This is a genomic window from Methylocystis sp. NC52PC, assembly GCF_055698645.1.
Window position 1 is genome coordinate 1826533 of record NZ_CP170127.1, and the last position, 15119, is coordinate 1841651.

The window sequence follows — 15119 nt, forward strand, 5'->3', positions numbered from 1 at the left end:
CCCGTCTTTTGCAACCAGCCTGTGTCGGTTTTCCGACACGAGCGCGGCTGTCCCCCGTGGCGTCGCAAGGGACATGCCGACCAAATAGAATTTGGAAGCCTTCCAGTGAGGACAATCAGCCGCCGAGAAAAATGTGAAAATGCTGTGGAAAAACTGCCGCGGCCCCAACGGGAGCCGCGGCGCGGACAGGTCATTTCGAAGACTCACCAGCGCGGACCCCAGCCGGGTCCCCCCCAGCCGTAGCGATGACGCCAGCTCCACGGACCCGGACGCCAGCCATAGCGATGGGGCCAATAGGGTCGGTGGCCATACCCATAGCCGTAGCCGGGGCCGCGCCATCCGGGCGCGCAGCCCCAGGGCCCGCACCCCGCCTTTTCCACCTGCAGGCCGGCGGCGAGGCCGCGGTCGAGGCCGGGCGTCGCAGAGGCGGGAAAGACGGCGAGCGACATCCCGCCGGCCGCGACCAGCGCCGCGATGCTTTTGACCATGACGATTTTCATGACGCATTCTCCACGAGAGCCGAAGGGGCTCTGTCCGAGTTCACCCCAAAAGAATGGCCGGTCCGCCTTGAACGGGCGCTGAAGCCGCCGTTCATCGACTGTCAAGGAAGGGCTCGCCATGGCGCGTTTTATCGGCGCGATCGACCAGGGAACGACAAGCACGCGCTTCATTGTCGTCGATGAGGCGGGCGAGATCCGCGCGGTCGATCAGCGCGAGCATGCGCAAATCTACCCGCGCCCCGGCTGGGTCGAGCATGACGCGGCCGAGATTCTCCAAAATGCGCGAGCGGCCATCGCCGGCGCGCTCGCCAGCGCGCGTCTGACGCCGGGCGACCTCGCCGCCGTCGGCGTCACGAATCAGCGTGAAACGAGCCTCTTGTGGGACCGCGCGACCGGAAGGCCGCTGCACAATGCGCTCGTCTGGATGGACATGCGCACACAGGCGGCGGCCGAGCGTCTCGCCGCAAAGGGCGCCGGCGGTCTCCTTCGCGCGAAAACCGGTCTGCCGCCCGCGGCCTATTTCTCGGGCCTGAAGCTCGCCTGGCTTCTCGACTCTCTTCCCGGCGCGCGCGGGAAGGCCGAGCGCGGCGAGGCGCTGTTCGGAACTATGGACAGCTGGCTCATTTGGAACATGACGGGCGGCCGTCATGTCACCGACGCCACAAACGCGTCGCGCACGCAGCTCATGAATCTCTCGACGCTCGACTGGGACGACGAATTGCTGACGCTCTTCGACATCCCGCGCGCCTGCCTGCCCGAAATCCGCTCTTCGAGCGAGCTTTACGGCGTCTGTCGCGATCCGCTCGCGGGCGTCCCGCTCGCCGGCGCGCTCGGCGATCAGCACGCCGCTTTGCTCGGGCAGGCCTGCGTCAGAGCGGGCGACGCCAAGAACACCTATGGCACGGGCTGCTTTCTGTTGATGAACACGGGCGAGACGCCGCGCCCTTCGCAAAGCGGCCTGCTCACGACGCTCGGCTACAAGCTCGGCGCCGCGCCCGCCGTCTATGCGCTCGAGGGCTCGATCGCCATCGCCGGCGCGCTGATTCAATGGCTGCGCGACAATCTCGGGCTTATCGAAAAAAGCGCCGACGTCGAGGCGCTGGCGCGGTCGGTCCCCGATAATGGCGACGTCTATTTCGTGCCCGCTTTTTCGGGGCTCTACGCGCCGCGCTGGCGTGGCGACGCGCGGGGGATCATCGCCGGGCTGACAAGATTTTCCAACAAGGGCCATATCGCCCGCGCCGCTCTGGAGGCGGCCGCGTATCAGACGCGCGAGGTGATGGCCGCCATGAGCGCCGATTCCGGCGTCGCGCTCTCCGAACTCAAGGTCGACGGCGGCATGGCGGCGAACGATCTGCTGATGCAGTTCCAGGCCGACATTTTGGGGGCCCCGGTGGTGCGGCCGCGCCATCTCGAAACCACGGCCCTCGGCGCCGCCTACGCCGCCGGGCTCGCGGTTGGTTTCTTCAAAGGCGTCGACGACATCGCCGCCCATTGGCGGGCGGAGCGCCGCTACGAGCCCGGCATGGGGGACGTGGAGCGCGCCCGGCTGGTGGCGTCGTGGGAGAAGGCCGTCGAGAGGTCGCTCGGCTGGTCAGCGTGAAGCGGCCGCTTCAGTCGAAATCGACTGTGAGGCCGTGCTTGGCCAGTTCCTTTTCGACCGCGTCCAATATTTGTTGCAGTTCGACGATGTCGATTTCTTTGTCCTGGTCAGGCGCGTCCCAGTGATCGATCTCATCGAGGCGCACCACGAAGTCCGTCTCGTCCCCCGACTCAGCGTCGGGGGCTTCGGCGTGGATCGTCAGCGTGCGGCTGTCGTGGCGCACCCTGATCGCGCCCTCTGTCATCTCGACCTTGATCTTCATCCGCGCCATCGTCGCTCCTCCCGCAGCCCCAGTCTAAAGCAGCCCCGCCGCCGCCGCCGCCTTGCGCATCAGCGTCGGCAGGCCTTCCTTATCGAGATCGCTTAGCGCCGCCCAGCGGCCGGCGGAGCCGAGCGGCCGCGGCGATGTCGTCCTCGCCACGAAGACCGTGGCGCTCAGCGCAAAATGGGTAAACACATGAGCGACGGATTCGGGCAGCGCCCGCCAGGCCGCGGGGCAGGGCGCGAAGCCGAGCCAGTCGTCGGGAGGCACGTCGCGGTCGAAGGGGGTCGCCGGGAATGCGCTCATGCCGCCGAGAAGCCCCTTGGGCGGGCGGCGGGCGAGAAGCGCGAAATCGCCGCGCTGCAGGACAAAAATGGCGCCGCGCCGCTTCGGCTTTTCGGCTTTCTTACCCTTGATCGGATATGCCTCCGCCCCGCCGCGCCGATAGGCGACGCAGTCGGCGGCGAGCGGGCAGGCGCCGCAATTCGGCGCGCGCGGCGTGCAGACCGTGGCGCCGAGGTCCATCAGCGCCTGCGCGAAATCTCCCGCCCGTGCGGCGGGAAGCATCTCCTCGACTTTTTCGCGCACGAGCGGCTTCGCCTGCCGCAAAGGGGCGGCGATGGCGTGGAGCCGCGCCATCACCCGCTCGACATTGCCGTCGATCGCCGCTGAGGGCGCGTCAAAGGCGATCGCCGCGATCGCTCCCGCCGTATAAGGCCCGACGCCGGGCAAGCCTCGGAGCGCGGCTTCGCTTTGAGGAAAGCGGCCGCCCAGCTCGCGGGCGACACGGCCCGCGCAGGCGTGAAGATTGCGGGCGCGGGCGTAATAGCCGAGACCCGCCCAGGCCGCGAGCACCTCCTCCAGCGGCGCCGCCGCCAGCGCCTCGACCGTGGGCCATCGCGCCAGAAAGGCTTCGTAATAGCCCCGGACCGTCGCGACAGTGGTCTGTTGCAGCATGATTTCGGAGAGCCAGACCGCGTAAGGGTCCGCGCGCTCACCGGGCCCCGCCCGCCACGGCAGATCGCGCCGGTGGGCGTCGTACCAGGCGAGGAGCGCGGCGGCGCGCTTTCTCGGGGTTTGGAAAGGCTCTATCATCGCCGCAGCAATAGGCGGCGCGCCGGCGCCAAGGCAAGGGAAGGGAACCGCATGGGCGCCCCGCCGCGCGGGAAAAAACCAATCACCCGTTCGCTCGCCGAATATGTGCAACGGCAGATCGACCCCCTCGCGGCGCGGCAAGGCTTTGGGGAAGCGTCCCTGCTGATCCGGTGGCGAGAGATCGTCGGCGCTCGCGTCGCCAATTTATGTTCGCCCGAGCGGCTGCAATGGCCTGCTCGCGGCCGCAAGGCGGCGCCGGGGCGGCCGCAGGAGCCTGCGACCCTCGTCCTGCGGGTCGAGCCCGGCTTCGGCCTCGAAATTCAGCATATGGCGCCGGCGATTCTGGATCGCGTGAACGCCCATCTGGGCTGGCGGTGCGTCGACCGTGTGGCGCTGCGTCAACAGGCGCTGGACATTCGGGCGTCCGCACCGCCGGCGCGCCCCGCCCCGCCCGACCCCGCCCGGCGCGCCGCCGCCGAAGCCGCGACCGAGGGCGTGACCGAACCGGCGCTGCGGGCGGCGCTGGTGAAGCTCGGCGAACGAGCCTTGGCCGGTAAACGAAAGGACGACCGGCCATAGAAAGGCGGGAAAGCCAGCGGCGCGGAACCCTGCGTCAGAACGCTTGCAATCCAGACCGCTTGCGAATAGTTTCGCGCCGCGTCGGGCCGCCATAGCTCAGTTGGTTAGAGCACCAGATTGTGGATCTGGGGGTCCCCCGTTCGAGCCGGGGTGGCGGTACCATTCTCTCCTACAATTTCCGATAGACCGACGCGCACTCGGATGCACTCGCGTGCAACCGGGAGACGCAAGCGCGGCTATTGGCGCGAGAGCGTTAAGCGCGAGCGGGGCCGCGTGGTTGCCGCGCGGTTACAAGTTCGAAAAACGAGGACGGGCTGGGCCAGCTTTGCGCAGGTCCCCACCGATATGCAGGCAGAGGCCAGGGTAGACGCAAGCTCCCAGGAGGCCGATCACAGCACCAACGGCGCCCTGCCTCGCGTCCCAGTGGGAGTAGGCAGAGACCGTGCCAGGGCGTGAAGACGAGATGTTCGCACTCGGTGCTTTGCAGCGGCGAATCGAAATCCTGCTGACGAATGGTGATGGTCGCGACATTCTGATAGGCTGCCAATCCGTCGCCTTTCGGCTTCCATTCATCATTAGCGTTTTTGTTTCGTCCGGCCGAATGATCGCCGTCGCGTTAGAGTAACGCACCCAGGCCTTGTAACGCTTGCCCGGCGTCGCAAAGAGACCGACGCGATATTTCTCGGGGAGTCGGCGTTGACCGTGAAGTCCGCCTTGACGCAGCCATGCGCTTTGGGATGCACCGCGCGCCGCGCCATAGTCTCGCCAGTCGCGTCGCCGTAGCGCTGTGCGAGCAGCTTGTGCGTGAGATCGACCATCTCGTCAATCTCTTGCGTTTCGCCCTGTGGAACAGCTTCAAACTTGGTCACGCCCACGTCGGCGGCCCGGGTGACACACTCGTCATTTGTGACGCGCGCAACATTGAGACCATAAGTTTGGGCCGAGCGCCCATAGTGCTCTCACTCGTCAGAAATCTCTCTTTCAGAACTGCACCGCCGCGCATCAGCAGCCTGTACCGTCAGCCGCGCCACCAATCGGGTTCCCGCCTCCATACTCAAGTTTGCAAGTCCGACGAAGACCGGCGCTTGGGGCTCCGCCTTGAATTGTCCGGCTTGGCTGATGTTCGAACTGCTAGAGCGACTCCGGGACTGGATTTCCAGTCGATAATCCCCGCTCGTTGCCCTGGCGCTAACAATGCGGCCGCGAAGGGACACGCTGCCTTTTTGATGCTCCACATCTATATTGCATTGAATTGCGGGCGCGTCGGCTAAGGCCATCAACCATCTCCATATCATCGAGATAAGAAGCGAGTCGGCAATGACGTTTCTGGTCGGAGCATATGCCAGCACAGGGTCGCGGCTTGAGACTATGCCCTGAGGCGAGCGTCACCTGCAAGCTCGCTTTCGGGCCACTTCATTCGACGACGTTTCGCCCCATCTCCGCTCAGCTTGCCAGCCGACTAACGAAGAGCGACGATAACCGCCAATTGACAAGGTTGCCTCTTTGTCGACGAAAACGGCCTGAGTGCACTGGCTAGCGCTCGGGCCGAATTCTTATCTGGGCTCACGATGGCTGTGAGGCCGGCTTCCGACGCGAGCGTGTGGTTCACCGAGAAGCAGCGCTTGCAGGGGTCTACGCTCTGCCCATTCTTTTGCCTTGCGCGCGCAGCAAGTTCAGGGTTCTGGGAAAAACTTCGCTTCTCGTCTGGACGCTCTGACGCCGCCAACAAAAGCGGACGCCCCGCTTCTCCATTCGCCAGAATCGTCGGAGGACGGATTGGACTTTTTGGCAGATTTTTGGTGGTCGAGCGCGCAACTTTCGCGTTCACAGGGGACCCTGCGAAAGCCGTCGAAATTACGCCTCATCCAGATGCGATTGCACGCCGCGTTCCCATTCGAGAACGAGGCCCTTTGTGAAGCGCTTAATCAAATTCCTTTGCACTGCAGCGATCGTCGTAGCGATGGGCGTCGGTCAGTCTAAGCCGGGAGTTGCAGGTGGCCACGGTGGTGGCGGCGGCGGCGGAGGCTTTGGTGGTCCTCATGGTGGAGGCGGCGGGTTTCCTGGCTTCTCTGGCGGAAGAGGAGGCTTCGGTGGCCCCCATGGCGGCGGCCTTGGCGGCTTGCTTGGCGGTTTCGGAGGGAGGGGGGGCCCCCATGGCGGCGGGGGCTTTGGTGGCCCTCATGGTGGAGGCGGCGGGTTTCCTGGCTTCTCTGGCGGAAGAGGAGGCTTCGGTGGCCCCCATGGCGGCGGCCTTGGCGGCTTGCTTGGTGGTTTCGGAGGGAGGGGCGGCGGGTTCGGTGGCCCCCATGGCGGCGGAGGCTTTGGTGGCCCTCATGGCGGCGGCGGCGGGTTTCCTGGCTTCTCTGGCGGAAGAGGGGGCTTCGGCGGCCCCCATGGCCGCGGCTTTGGTGACTTTGGAGGTGGCGGCTGGGGAGGAGGAAGGCGCGCAGGCGGTTACTCCGGCGGCCTAAGCGCTAGGGGTCTTGCCGGCCTTCATGGCGGTTTGGGCCCGAGTCGCGCTGGCTTCCTGGGGAGCGGCGGGTTCGGTGGCTGGGCAGGCCACGGCGGTTTGGCGCGCCTGGCCGGTTACGGCGGCTGGAATGGTTTTCGCAGCGGTTGGGACCATGGTGGCTGGGGCGGTTGGTCGGTAGGCTGGGGTGGCCGTGATGGTTGGGGCGGCTACGGCTGGCGCGGCTGGAATAGTTTCGATGGTTGGGGCGGTTACGCTGGTTGGGCTGTTTGGCCTGGCGCTTGGGGCTGGGGTGGTTGGCCGTATAGTTGGGTTGCCTACGATGGGTGGGTGGCTTGGCCTGGCTTTTGGAGCGGGCCCTGGGGCGGCTGGCCAATCGCATATGACGCCTGGGGTGTCTGGCCTGGCATTTGGGGCTGGGATTTATGGCCTCTTTGGGCCGGTCTGACCCTGGCCAGCGCCTATGCGTGGGACGTGGCCTATGCACCCTATGCATATCCCGTTCCCGCCTATGAGTATCCTCTCTATGGTTTTGGGTATCCCCTGGCTGACTATCCCGAGCCTGCTTTCGACTCCCCGGCATCCTACGCAGTTTACGGAGTGCCGCTTTGGTAAGGTTTCAGCATGGTCGCTGAAAGAACGCCGTATGCGGCCCCTCTCGGCCGCCGATCTCACAAGAGGAACAACAGCAGGATGAACAAGTTCACAGTTGCCTCAGTGGCTTTAGCCATCAGCATGGCTTTTTGCACGATCAGTGCACAAGCACGCGGGGCGAGATCAAGTAATCAAGATTCTGCCGACCAAGGCGCGACGTGCCGCATGAACGAACACGTCGACGGTCAACTCGGCTTTATACAAGCGGAGCTTAAAATATCAGAGGCGCAGGTCCCCCAGTGGAATGTCTTCGCTGGCGCTTTCCGCGCGGATAAAGAAAAGCAAGCTCAGCTTTGCGCAGCGGCGCAAGAACAGGCCCGTTCAATGGCGACTGCCCCTCTTCCCGCTTCAATGGGGATCATGGCTGATCGTTTGACGGCGCGGCTGGACTCCGTACGGGCTATGCAGGCGGCGATCGCGCCACTCTACGCCATTTTGAGTCCAGAGCAGAAGAAAAAGGCTGACGAAATCATGAAAGGCGTTTCAGGAATGTGATGCTGATTAATAGAGTGGGGCGAACTCCATCCTCACCGTGTCCTCCCAAGGAAGTTCCCATTTACGATGCGATGATTCGGCGCGCCGTCGACTTGTTGGAGAGCGGAACTCTATTGGATGCGGCAAAGTCGCCGATATGGCTGGCGAAGCAGTCGCTATATGCGTTACGCCCCTGCGATGGATATTGAAAGCGTCTCGTTTCGATGCTGCCCGGGCGTGGCCGCATCGAGTGATAGCGCACTGACAACGCAAGTCTTCCTCTCTCGATCGAAGTTTGCTTTACAAGCTTATTTCACGTTTCGAGCCAAGGTGCGTTTGAGCCGACAGCGTCATCTAAAATCCACTTTCCCCCGAGCCAGAAGTCCAATTGCTCCGGCCAACACATGAGTCCATTGTTTGGCGCGAAGGTTAGTTCACCTAGAAATGGCCGCTCTGCATGATCCAGAAGAAAGTCAACTCTCACATATCGAAATTGACTGCCGATGCATGACGCGAGGTGCTTTAGGGTCCGTTTGGTTTCGAAGGCAAATGAAATATCCAACCTGGGCGCCTCGCTGCACTGAGGAAGGGGAACGAAGTCGGAATCAAGCCAGAGTGATTTTTCCACGGTTCCCGAGCGGCTTTTCTTACACGCCGTAATCATGTGCACGGTCCCATGGAAAACATGAAACATGACGGCAACTGAATTCTCCTCGTCGCAAACCGATTCTTCGAGGAAGATTTCTTTTTTGAAGCAGCTATACCACCATTCCCCGTGTTGAAGCCCGTAGGCGCTCTCTAGCCATTTCTTAGTACATTCCTCTGCCGCCGACCGATCTTGGTCCGACAAAGGGTAGGATAGTCGTTTGACAAAGCCGCTGCCGTGATTAGCCTTCAAATAATAATCGCCGGCTGCAACTTCACCATTGTTGGGCAATTGAAAGAAAGCCGAACGCCAAACCACTGTCGGGCACGAAATCGCGCCCTCAAGTTCTGGAGGTATGAACTTTTCCGTTGAGAGCTTATCCCCGCTTTCCGGCACGCGTAACTCGGAGAAAAACTTCGCCCAAGTGATTTTTTCATTCAGGCGCTGTGGGGTCATGAGCTTTGGATAGACGCCATGGTACAATTTGTAGTCGTAGATGGCTTTTGCGATTGCATCTATGAGATCGCGCCTCGCATAAAAATTGATTCCGCGCGAATAGCCAGCCCGGGGCGGTTTCTTGAAAATTGATCCAGGCTGCCTTTCCAAGCGCCTAACCAAACGCTGTGAAGTGATCCTGGCGTAACGCTTTCGGATGAAATCCTGCCCGACCTGTCCCGTCTTCAGCAGGGGCGCGGGTAGAAATGCTTTCAAAAAGACTTTGATGCCCGCGTTCATGTGAACCTGTATTTTTGGAGATCGAAACGGTCAAAGCTTTTCTTCATTCATATTTCTCATAGAAGTTTAGGCCTCACTGAGGTACCCCTTGGAGCGCATAGGGTGAGTTTGGCTGTCGCTCGATTTGCTTGGCTACATTCCGGGCAAGCGGCGCGGCGCGCCCCCGAAGTTGTTTCTTGCATTTCAGCTAGAGGGCTTGACCCCACGAAAGAAAAGCAACTCCCATGGCATGACTATCTTGTCTCTATCTCTTTTCAAGCCGAACTGTGTAGCCAGAATTTCAATTAAAACATCATGCGTCAGTCCTTCAAGGTCAAATAGTCTGGTTACGTAGAAGAAAACGGCATCATACGAATCGAATATCCAGTCACAATTAAGAAGTTCGCTTGACGTTTGCTCGAAGCCGACATCATCCAGTGTCGTCAGAAAGTCCCTTTCGACGTATGCTCCGACATGGCCAGTCTTGCTATACGTATTCACAAACTCGTCAAGAAAGATATGGACTTTGGAGTTGCGCTGCACTTCTCCAAAAGCAAGTACCCCGTTTGCCCGCAAAACGCGAAACGCGCCATCGACGTAGGCTCTCTTTTCTTCTTCGCCGGCATGATGTATCGGCACGATGGAGAGCACCGCGTCGAACCGATCGTTTTCAAAATTTGCAAGAGTCCAGTTTGTCAGATCGATATGTCCAGCATCCGCGGATTTCACCTCCATCATGTCGGCCCTAACTACGTTGGTTTTTGGCAGGAACCGTTCGATGATGCGGCCCTCCGCTGGCGCCTCCAGAACAGATTTTGGACGTCGCAGGTCGGCGAAGTTCACGAGAGCTTCGAATTCACGCGCACGGATCGTAGGAAATTGAGTGGCAATGGGGTGCGGCACGGTTAGGTGAGACAGCCGGCTGCGGTAATTTGAACCGCAACCGGAGATTTGAAAGTGACCAAGGAAGAGAAGGTTAGCGCCAGGGGCCGGCGTTTTTCCGTTCAGCGCAAGATGGCGGTCGTGGCCCGCCTCCTACGCGGAGAGCCGTTGGAACTGGTGGCTCGCGAGACCAATGTCACCATCCAGAAGCTGACCGAATGGCGGGATCGGGCTCTGGCGGGGGCCGCCTCGGCTCTGAAAGAGCGCGAGCGGGATGACCGCGACGATGAGATCGCCCGGCTGAAGGCCAAGGTGGGCGAGATCACCATGGATAACGAGCTTCTCTACGCCAAGATTGACGTCCTGGAAAACAAACGCCCTTTGGCCCGCCGGAGGCCGAGGAAATGAGCCGGGCTCGTTCTCTGTCTTTCGGTCGCATCTATGGATTGTCGCGCGTGACGCGGGTGTGGGGCCTGTCGCGGGCAACCGTGTATCGATCTCGCGTGGAGACGCCTGAAGACACTCCCCGACGTCGACCCGGCCCCATTGGGGCATGTTCGGATGCCGAACTGGCGGATCACATCCGTCGCGAAATCGAGGCCTCTGAATTCCATGGCGAAGGCTACCGGAAGATATGGGCGCGGCTACGAGTCTCCAGCGTGCGCGCCAGTCCCCGACGGGTGCGGCGCGTGATGCGCGAACATGGATTGCTTGCGCCGCATCGAGTGGTGTCGGCGTCGGCCAAGACGCATGACGGCACGATCGTCACCGATCGTGTCAACGAAATGTGGGGAACCGACATGACACAAACGGTTACGACCGATGAAGGCAAGGCTTATGTGTTCGTCGCCGTCGAACACGCCAACTCGGAGGTCGTCGGCGTTCACGCCGCAAAATCAGCCAATCGGTTCGAGGCGCTGGAGCCTGTTCGACAGGGCGTGAAACGCTGCTTCGGCGCGATCGCTCCAGAAATCGCCTGCGGATTGAGACTGCGTCACGATCACGGGTCCAATTACATGTCGGAAGATTTTCAGTCCGAGGTCAAATGCCTGGGAATTGAAGCCTCGCCCTCTTTCGTGCGAGAGCCCGAGGGCAATGGCGTCGCCGAGCGCTTCATCCGGACGCTGAAGGAGAACCTGTTGTGGGTCAGGGCCTTCCGCACGATCGAGGACCTCAGGGTGGCGCTCATCGAATTCGCCGCGCGTTACAACAAAACTTGGCTCGTCGCCAGGCACGGCTACAAAACGCCCGATCAGGTGAGAGCCGAACAGCTTTCGGTTGCCAAGGCAAACATCGCAGAGCTACCCTTGGCCGCCTGAATAAGCGCAGTCGGTTGTCTCAAAACCGGGCCGCAGTACAGAAATTGAGTGGCAAGGCTTATGTAGTCACCGATGTGCGTAGCAAATCGAGAGCCATAGGGTGTGAAATTCGTTTCGTTCGCGCCCATATGGATTTTGCCTTCAATTCTTGGGTTTCAGGTTTTAGCCAAAAGCCCCCGAACACGGCTTTTGGCAGATGGAAGGTCCCAAGAATTTAGAATATAGGTATTTTTGAGGCTTTGGGGTGCGGCCATGCTCTGGACGGTTCAAACATGCCTTCCCCTGGGCGGGGGTCGAGCTGCCCCCTAAGCGTCATTGGGCCAGTTCCTTCGGATTGAGAAAGGCGGACGACTGGGGTAAGTCTTCAAATCGGACCGCGATTGGTCTTCCCCACACGCGCAGATGCTTCCGATGGACATCGTCAAAACCGACTCAATCCTCCCCGATACTACCTTGATCACAGTCTGCACAGCTGGATATTTGCCCTTTATCTTGAATTTGCATGCATCTCTCGAGCAAATCGGATTGGGTGGCGAACTCGTCGTTTACACGCCTGATCCCTCCGTGCAGCAAATGTTATCGGCTAGGGGAATTCGGGCAGAGGTCTTCGGGCGTAATTCCTATAACAAATGGACAAATTTCGGCGAAAGCGGATGGTGCGAAACGATGGCGTACAAGTACGCCGTGGCGGCTGAAATATTGAAGACCGGTAAGAAAGTTTTTTTTGTTGATGGCGATATTGTTTTCTTACGAAATCCTGGCGAACATCTCAAATTGATCTTGGAGACCACCACAGCTCCGCTCATTATGCAATTTGAAAGTCCGAAAGGCGTGTACTGTGCAGGATTTTGGCTCGCCAGGCCTGACCCGGTAGTTTTGGAGCTTTTTCGAGATATCCAATCGCACCTCGTCGAGATCAAAACAGATTTCAGCGATCAGGAATGCCTTAACCGATTGGGCCGCGAACGAGACATCAAGGTCCACGCGCTGAATGTAGAGCTGTTCGCGTGCGCAAATCAGTTCCTAGGTCGAGATATGTTGGACACTCCCGAACGTATTGACCGGCCCTCGACGCCGTTTCCGTTCGATTCGGCTTACGTCTTGCATTTTAATTACTTGATCGGGAAAAAGCAGAAAATCCAGGCTATGGCAAAATACAACGCTATCTATTACCAGGGCCTGCTGGAGGCAGCTGAGGAAAAGCTGTTTTCTTGGAACAACCTCTCCGATCGCGCTCATCGCCTGCGGCGTCGGTTATCGAGGCGCTTCGGCTTGGAGTGGCTGAAGAAGACCCTCCTGTATTCTTGGCCTGATACGCGATGAAATGACATTTGTTGCGCCCGCGGAGGAGAAGAGGAACCCCGTCTTGCACCGGTCAGGCATGAAATTGGGAGGGGCGGCTGTTGATGGATTAGGGCAGGGGCGCACGTCTCCCAAGTTGCTGTGTTGCCAAATAGGCGCATGCTTCCAGGAACAGATTTTCAAATCAATTTCTTAGCTTTAACCATCGATGAAGTGAGGCTAGGTCCAGGCTGTCTCAAGGATTATTTGGTGTCAGCGAGCGGCCCGTCCTTAGACCCTTTGGGGGCAGGCCGCTTTCTCCGAGCTCGCTCTGGCGGACCGTTGGCTCTCAGATGGTGCAACGCCAAGCTTGGTGTCGCCAAGGTTTGCTGACGCTGGCGGATCAAAATTGCCTGACGTTGCGGGATTAATGCGACGCCCAATTTGTTAATAAAGACTTGATGTCTTACTGCGATAGCCGGATTGGCGCGGCGTTGCCCCGTTAAGAAGACGTAACGGAAGACATTTTTGCTATTAAGTCGTCGGATTTTATTGCGCTCGTCGAATTAAGTTGCTCTAAGATTTTATCGTGCAACTGCTTCAACAGCTTGGCGTGTTCGCTCACGTCCGTCTTCTTCGACGCGGTTGACATGGCTTCTTTGGACATAGCAAGCGCTCCGCGTTTGGGGCTTGAATAGCCTATCGAGCCCAACTAAACCGAGTTTGGTTGGAGAAATTAAGGCAGTTTGGGCGCACCCGCCGTCGCCTTCAAGGCCAAGCGTCGGGACTTGCAGCATTTAACAACAGCCCATAATCTTAGCCGCGCGGTGCTGTCGCACTGGCGTGACAGCGCGGGCTGTCGGCGAGTCAAAAAGGCGGCGGTGCTGCTTTCCGATTCTGTTCGAAGAATCTCAGCTGCCGATAGAAATGTTGCGGCAGTGTCGCAAAGCGGTTGAGCGCGCGCAATAACGTCGTTCACCACCGGGCACAGCGGATAGCGTGCACGGGCGTGGTGTAATTTCTGGCCCCCGGGCGGTGGAAAAGCCGCCAGTCAGGAGGTGGAGCTGGGGTGGTCACCGCGGGCCCTATCGCAAGGTGATGCGATTCTATTTCACAGCTACGCTGTATACGATGTTCGTCGTAATCGCGTCGCATTGCCCTAGAAGGGCGAGATTCCTGTCGCGGACCCTTGCGAGTGTTTCGGCATCGATCTGGGCAATGGCGCCGCGATAGCCGCTGCCCATGGCGATCAACCACCAATCCTCGGGTGAATTGAGCGGGTGGTTTCTCGCTTCAGCGACAATCTCTGCGTTTTCGATACCTGCCTCGCCGAGCATCTTTCGTAGCCCCGTAGGCGTCGAAATCCGCTCCCATGGGTTGAAGCCCTTCATGAGGTCGGGGCGCTCGGCGCCAATAGCTTCCCAAAAGGCGCTATTAGCGGGCTCGAAGAGGTCCGGTCCCCATGTCGTGACGGCCAGCCGCCCGCCGGGGCGCAGCATGCGCCAGAGTTCCTTGGCAGCCGCCACCATGTCCGGGACGAAGAAAATCCCGAAGACGCACACGATGGCGTCGAAGCTGGCGTCGGGATAGCCGAGCGCAAGCATGTCCCCTGTCTTGAACTCGATATTGCGGAGGCCCCTGGCGCGCGCTTTCGTTTCGCCCAGCTTAACGAGGCGTTCGGCCAAATCCACGGCGACAACCTTCCCCTGCGATCCGACGGCTTCGGCGGCAGGCAAGGCCGATCCGCCACTTCCGCAGCAAACATCGAGAACCGTCTCACCCGCACGCAGGCCGAGGCGCTCGACGGTCCGCCGTCCGAAGCGGTGCCAGAAGGAGCTGACGGGATGGTCGAAATAATCCGCCGCCGCGTTGTAAGCGGCGGCGGCCTTGGCCTTCGCTTCTTCCAATTCACCCATGGGGCCTAGCCAATTCCCTCGATGATCCGCCCGGTTCCGTCGCAGCGTTCGCAGGCCTCCTCCGTGGATTGGCCGGTCTTCTTATCTACCTGTTTGCCGGTCCCATGGCATTCCGGGCAAACATCCTCCCCCGTACCGGGAGCGCCAGATTCCGGGTCGTCCTCAGGCGTGTGGTGGCGAAGCGGATTTTTTGACATTCAGACTGCTCCGTTCGAGCTATGAGTTAAGCCGCCGCTTTATGTTCATACCATCCGCGCGTGCGGCGGACGATATGGACGACCGAGAGCATGACCGGCACCTCGACGAGCACACCGACGACCCTCGCTAGCGCCGCGCCCGATTGAAAGCCAAACAGCGCGATTGCCGTCGCGACGGCCAGCTCGAAGAAGTGCAGCGCCAGGGAGAAGGGCTTCACCAGCCAGTTGATGCCGGCCGTGACGGTAATCCCGCGCCAATGCTCCTTGACGTGCCCGAGAGCGGCGAGGTCGATTTTCAGGAGCATGGGGATAATCATGAGCCAGACAAGCGCGGCGACCGTCGCCCCGCCAACGGCATGGAAGACGGCAGGCATGGCCTGGCCGAGGACAACCCCGGCGACGATGCAGAGCGCGACCCAGAGCGTCAGGTAACGCTCGAAGACGCCCATGGCTGGCGCTTGGCGGGTTTGAGGCGGGCGCGGGAGGGTCGTGGCTTCACTCATGATCGTTACTCTTCCTGTAAAGCA

General features: G+C 60.5%; 13 protein-coding genes, 1 tRNA gene and 3 pseudogenes. 7 read left to right on the top strand and 10 right to left on the bottom strand.

Features of this window, described 5'->3' with window-relative positions; all coding sequences use genetic code 11:
• Positions 1-203: 203 nt before the first annotated feature.
• Positions 204-500, bottom strand: coding sequence for a GCG_CRPN prefix-to-repeats domain-containing protein (locus ACETII_RS10835; RefSeq protein WP_472788026.1), 297 nt, complete (start codon positions 498-500; stop codon positions 204-206).
• 118 nt (positions 501-618) lie between these two features.
• Here ACETII_RS10835 and glpK point away from each other — a divergent pair, with 118 nt between their 5' ends.
• Positions 619-2103: a glycerol kinase GlpK gene (gene glpK / locus ACETII_RS10840; RefSeq protein WP_472788027.1), complete on the top strand. Its 1485-nt coding sequence runs from the start codon at positions 619-621 to the stop codon at positions 2101-2103.
• 10 nt (positions 2104-2113) lie between these two features.
• Here the strand turns inward: glpK and ACETII_RS10845 are convergent, their stop codons facing one another.
• Both ACETII_RS10845 and mutY read right to left on the bottom strand, forming a co-directional pair.
• Positions 2114-2374 carry an Imm74 family immunity protein gene (locus ACETII_RS10845; RefSeq protein ID WP_363345789.1) on the bottom strand — a complete coding sequence of 87 codons (261 nt, stop codon included), beginning with the start codon at positions 2372-2374 and terminating at the stop codon, positions 2114-2116.
• Positions 2375-2398: 24 nt separating this feature from the next.
• Positions 2399-3460, bottom strand: a complete 1062-nt coding sequence (mutY, locus tag ACETII_RS10850; RefSeq protein WP_472788028.1) for an A/G-specific adenine glycosylase — start codon at positions 3458-3460, stop codon at positions 2399-2401.
• Positions 3461-3511: 51 nt separating this feature from the next.
• Here mutY and ACETII_RS10855 point away from each other — a divergent pair, with 51 nt between their 5' ends.
• Together ACETII_RS10855 and ACETII_RS10860 are read left to right on the top strand one after the other, a co-directional pair.
• Positions 3512-4039 (top strand): DUF721 domain-containing protein, encoded by a 528-nt coding sequence (locus ACETII_RS10855; RefSeq protein WP_363345793.1) that lies wholly within the window; start codon positions 3512-3514, stop codon positions 4037-4039.
• 85 nt (positions 4040-4124) lie between these two features.
• Positions 4125-4201, top strand: a tRNA-His gene (locus tag ACETII_RS10860).
• Between the two features lie 797 nt (positions 4202-4998).
• On the opposite strand, the gene csgH is transcribed toward ACETII_RS10860, so the two are convergent.
• Both csgH and ACETII_RS10870 read right to left on the bottom strand, forming a co-directional pair.
• Positions 4999-5316 (bottom strand): curli-like amyloid fiber formation chaperone CsgH, encoded by a 318-nt coding sequence (csgH, locus tag ACETII_RS10865; RefSeq protein WP_472788029.1) that lies wholly within the window; start codon positions 5314-5316, stop codon positions 4999-5001.
• A 302-nt stretch (positions 5317-5618) separates the two neighbouring features.
• Positions 5619-5798: pseudogene (locus tag ACETII_RS10870) on the bottom strand (con-10 family general stress protein); the annotation flags it as partial.
• Between the two features lie 235 nt (positions 5799-6033).
• Here ACETII_RS10870 and ACETII_RS10875 point away from each other — a divergent pair.
• Positions 6034-6510, top strand: coding sequence for a hypothetical protein (locus ACETII_RS10875; RefSeq protein ID WP_472788030.1), 477 nt, complete (start codon positions 6034-6036; stop codon positions 6508-6510).
• Between the two features lie 692 nt (positions 6511-7202).
• Complete coding sequence (locus ACETII_RS10880; RefSeq protein WP_472788031.1) at positions 7203-7658, top strand: Spy/CpxP family protein refolding chaperone; 456 nt, start codon at positions 7203-7205, stop codon at positions 7656-7658.
• 292 nt (positions 7659-7950) lie between these two features.
• Here the strand turns inward: ACETII_RS10880 and ACETII_RS10885 are convergent, their stop codons facing one another.
• Both ACETII_RS10885 and ACETII_RS10890 read right to left on the bottom strand, forming a co-directional pair.
• Positions 7951-9018, bottom strand: coding sequence for an ATP-grasp fold amidoligase family protein (locus ACETII_RS10885; RefSeq protein ID WP_472788032.1), 1068 nt, complete (start codon positions 9016-9018; stop codon positions 7951-7953).
• Positions 9019-9201: 183 nt separating this feature from the next.
• Positions 9202-9840 carry a class I SAM-dependent methyltransferase gene (locus ACETII_RS10890; protein WP_472788033.1) on the bottom strand — a complete coding sequence of 213 codons (639 nt, stop codon included), beginning with the start codon at positions 9838-9840 and terminating at the stop codon, positions 9202-9204.
• A 108-nt stretch (positions 9841-9948) separates the two neighbouring features.
• On the opposite strand from ACETII_RS10890, the pseudogene ACETII_RS10895 reads away from it, so the two are divergent.
• Together ACETII_RS10895 and ACETII_RS10900 are read left to right on the top strand one after the other, a co-directional pair.
• Positions 9949-11198 (top strand): annotated as a pseudogene (locus ACETII_RS10895) (IS3 family transposase).
• A gap of 411 nt (positions 11199-11609) precedes the next feature.
• The gene (locus ACETII_RS10900; protein ID WP_472788034.1) at positions 11610-12521 is read left to right on the top strand and encodes a putative nucleotide-diphospho-sugar transferase; all 912 of its coding nucleotides are present in this window, start codon (positions 11610-11612) and stop codon (positions 12519-12521) included.
• Between the two features lie 1064 nt (positions 12522-13585).
• On the opposite strand, the gene ACETII_RS10905 is transcribed toward ACETII_RS10900, so the two are convergent.
• From ACETII_RS10905 to ACETII_RS10915, 3 genes and pseudogenes are all read right to left on the bottom strand, one after another.
• A complete protein-coding gene (locus ACETII_RS10905) occupies positions 13586-14395 on the bottom strand; it encodes a class I SAM-dependent methyltransferase (RefSeq protein ID WP_472788035.1) in 810 nt (269 codons plus the stop codon).
• 5 nt (positions 14396-14400) lie between these two features.
• A complete protein-coding gene (locus ACETII_RS10910; RefSeq protein ID WP_472788036.1) occupies positions 14401-14592 on the bottom strand; it encodes a hypothetical protein in 192 nt (63 codons plus the stop codon).
• Positions 14593-14786: 194 nt separating this feature from the next.
• Positions 14787-15041: pseudogene (locus tag ACETII_RS10915) on the bottom strand (arsenic resistance protein); the annotation flags it as partial.
• Between the last annotated feature and the right edge of the window lie 78 nt (positions 15042-15119).

Excerpts from the sequence above, each read along its gene's own strand:
- ACETII_RS10835 (WP_472788026.1), bottom strand. The coding sequence starts at position 500 with ATGAAAATCGTCATGGTCAAAAGCATCGCGGCGCTGGTCGCGGCCGGC.
- glpK (WP_472788027.1), top strand. The coding sequence starts at position 619 with ATGGCGCGTTTTATCGGCGCGATCGACCAGGGAACGACAAGCACGCGC.
- ACETII_RS10845 (WP_363345789.1), bottom strand. The coding sequence starts at position 2,374 with ATGGCGCGGATGAAGATCAAGGTCGAGATGACAGAGGGCGCGATCAGG.
- mutY (WP_472788028.1), bottom strand. The coding sequence starts at position 3,460 with ATGATAGAGCCTTTCCAAACCCCGAGAAAGCGCGCCGCCGCGCTCCTC.
- ACETII_RS10855 (WP_363345793.1), top strand. The coding sequence starts at position 3,512 with ATGGGCGCCCCGCCGCGCGGGAAAAAACCAATCACCCGTTCGCTCGCC.
- csgH (WP_472788029.1), bottom strand. The coding sequence starts at position 5,316 with ATGGCCTTAGCCGACGCGCCCGCAATTCAATGCAATATAGATGTGGAG.
- ACETII_RS10880 (WP_472788031.1), top strand. The coding sequence starts at position 7,203 with ATGAACAAGTTCACAGTTGCCTCAGTGGCTTTAGCCATCAGCATGGCT.
- ACETII_RS10885 (WP_472788032.1), bottom strand. The coding sequence starts at position 9,018 with ATGAACGCGGGCATCAAAGTCTTTTTGAAAGCATTTCTACCCGCGCCC.
- ACETII_RS10900 (WP_472788034.1), top strand. The coding sequence starts at position 11,610 with ATGGACATCGTCAAAACCGACTCAATCCTCCCCGATACTACCTTGATC.
- ACETII_RS10905 (WP_472788035.1), bottom strand. The coding sequence starts at position 14,395 with ATGGGTGAATTGGAAGAAGCGAAGGCCAAGGCCGCCGCCGCTTACAAC.
- ACETII_RS10910 (WP_472788036.1), bottom strand. The coding sequence starts at position 14,592 with ATGTCAAAAAATCCGCTTCGCCACCACACGCCTGAGGACGACCCGGAA.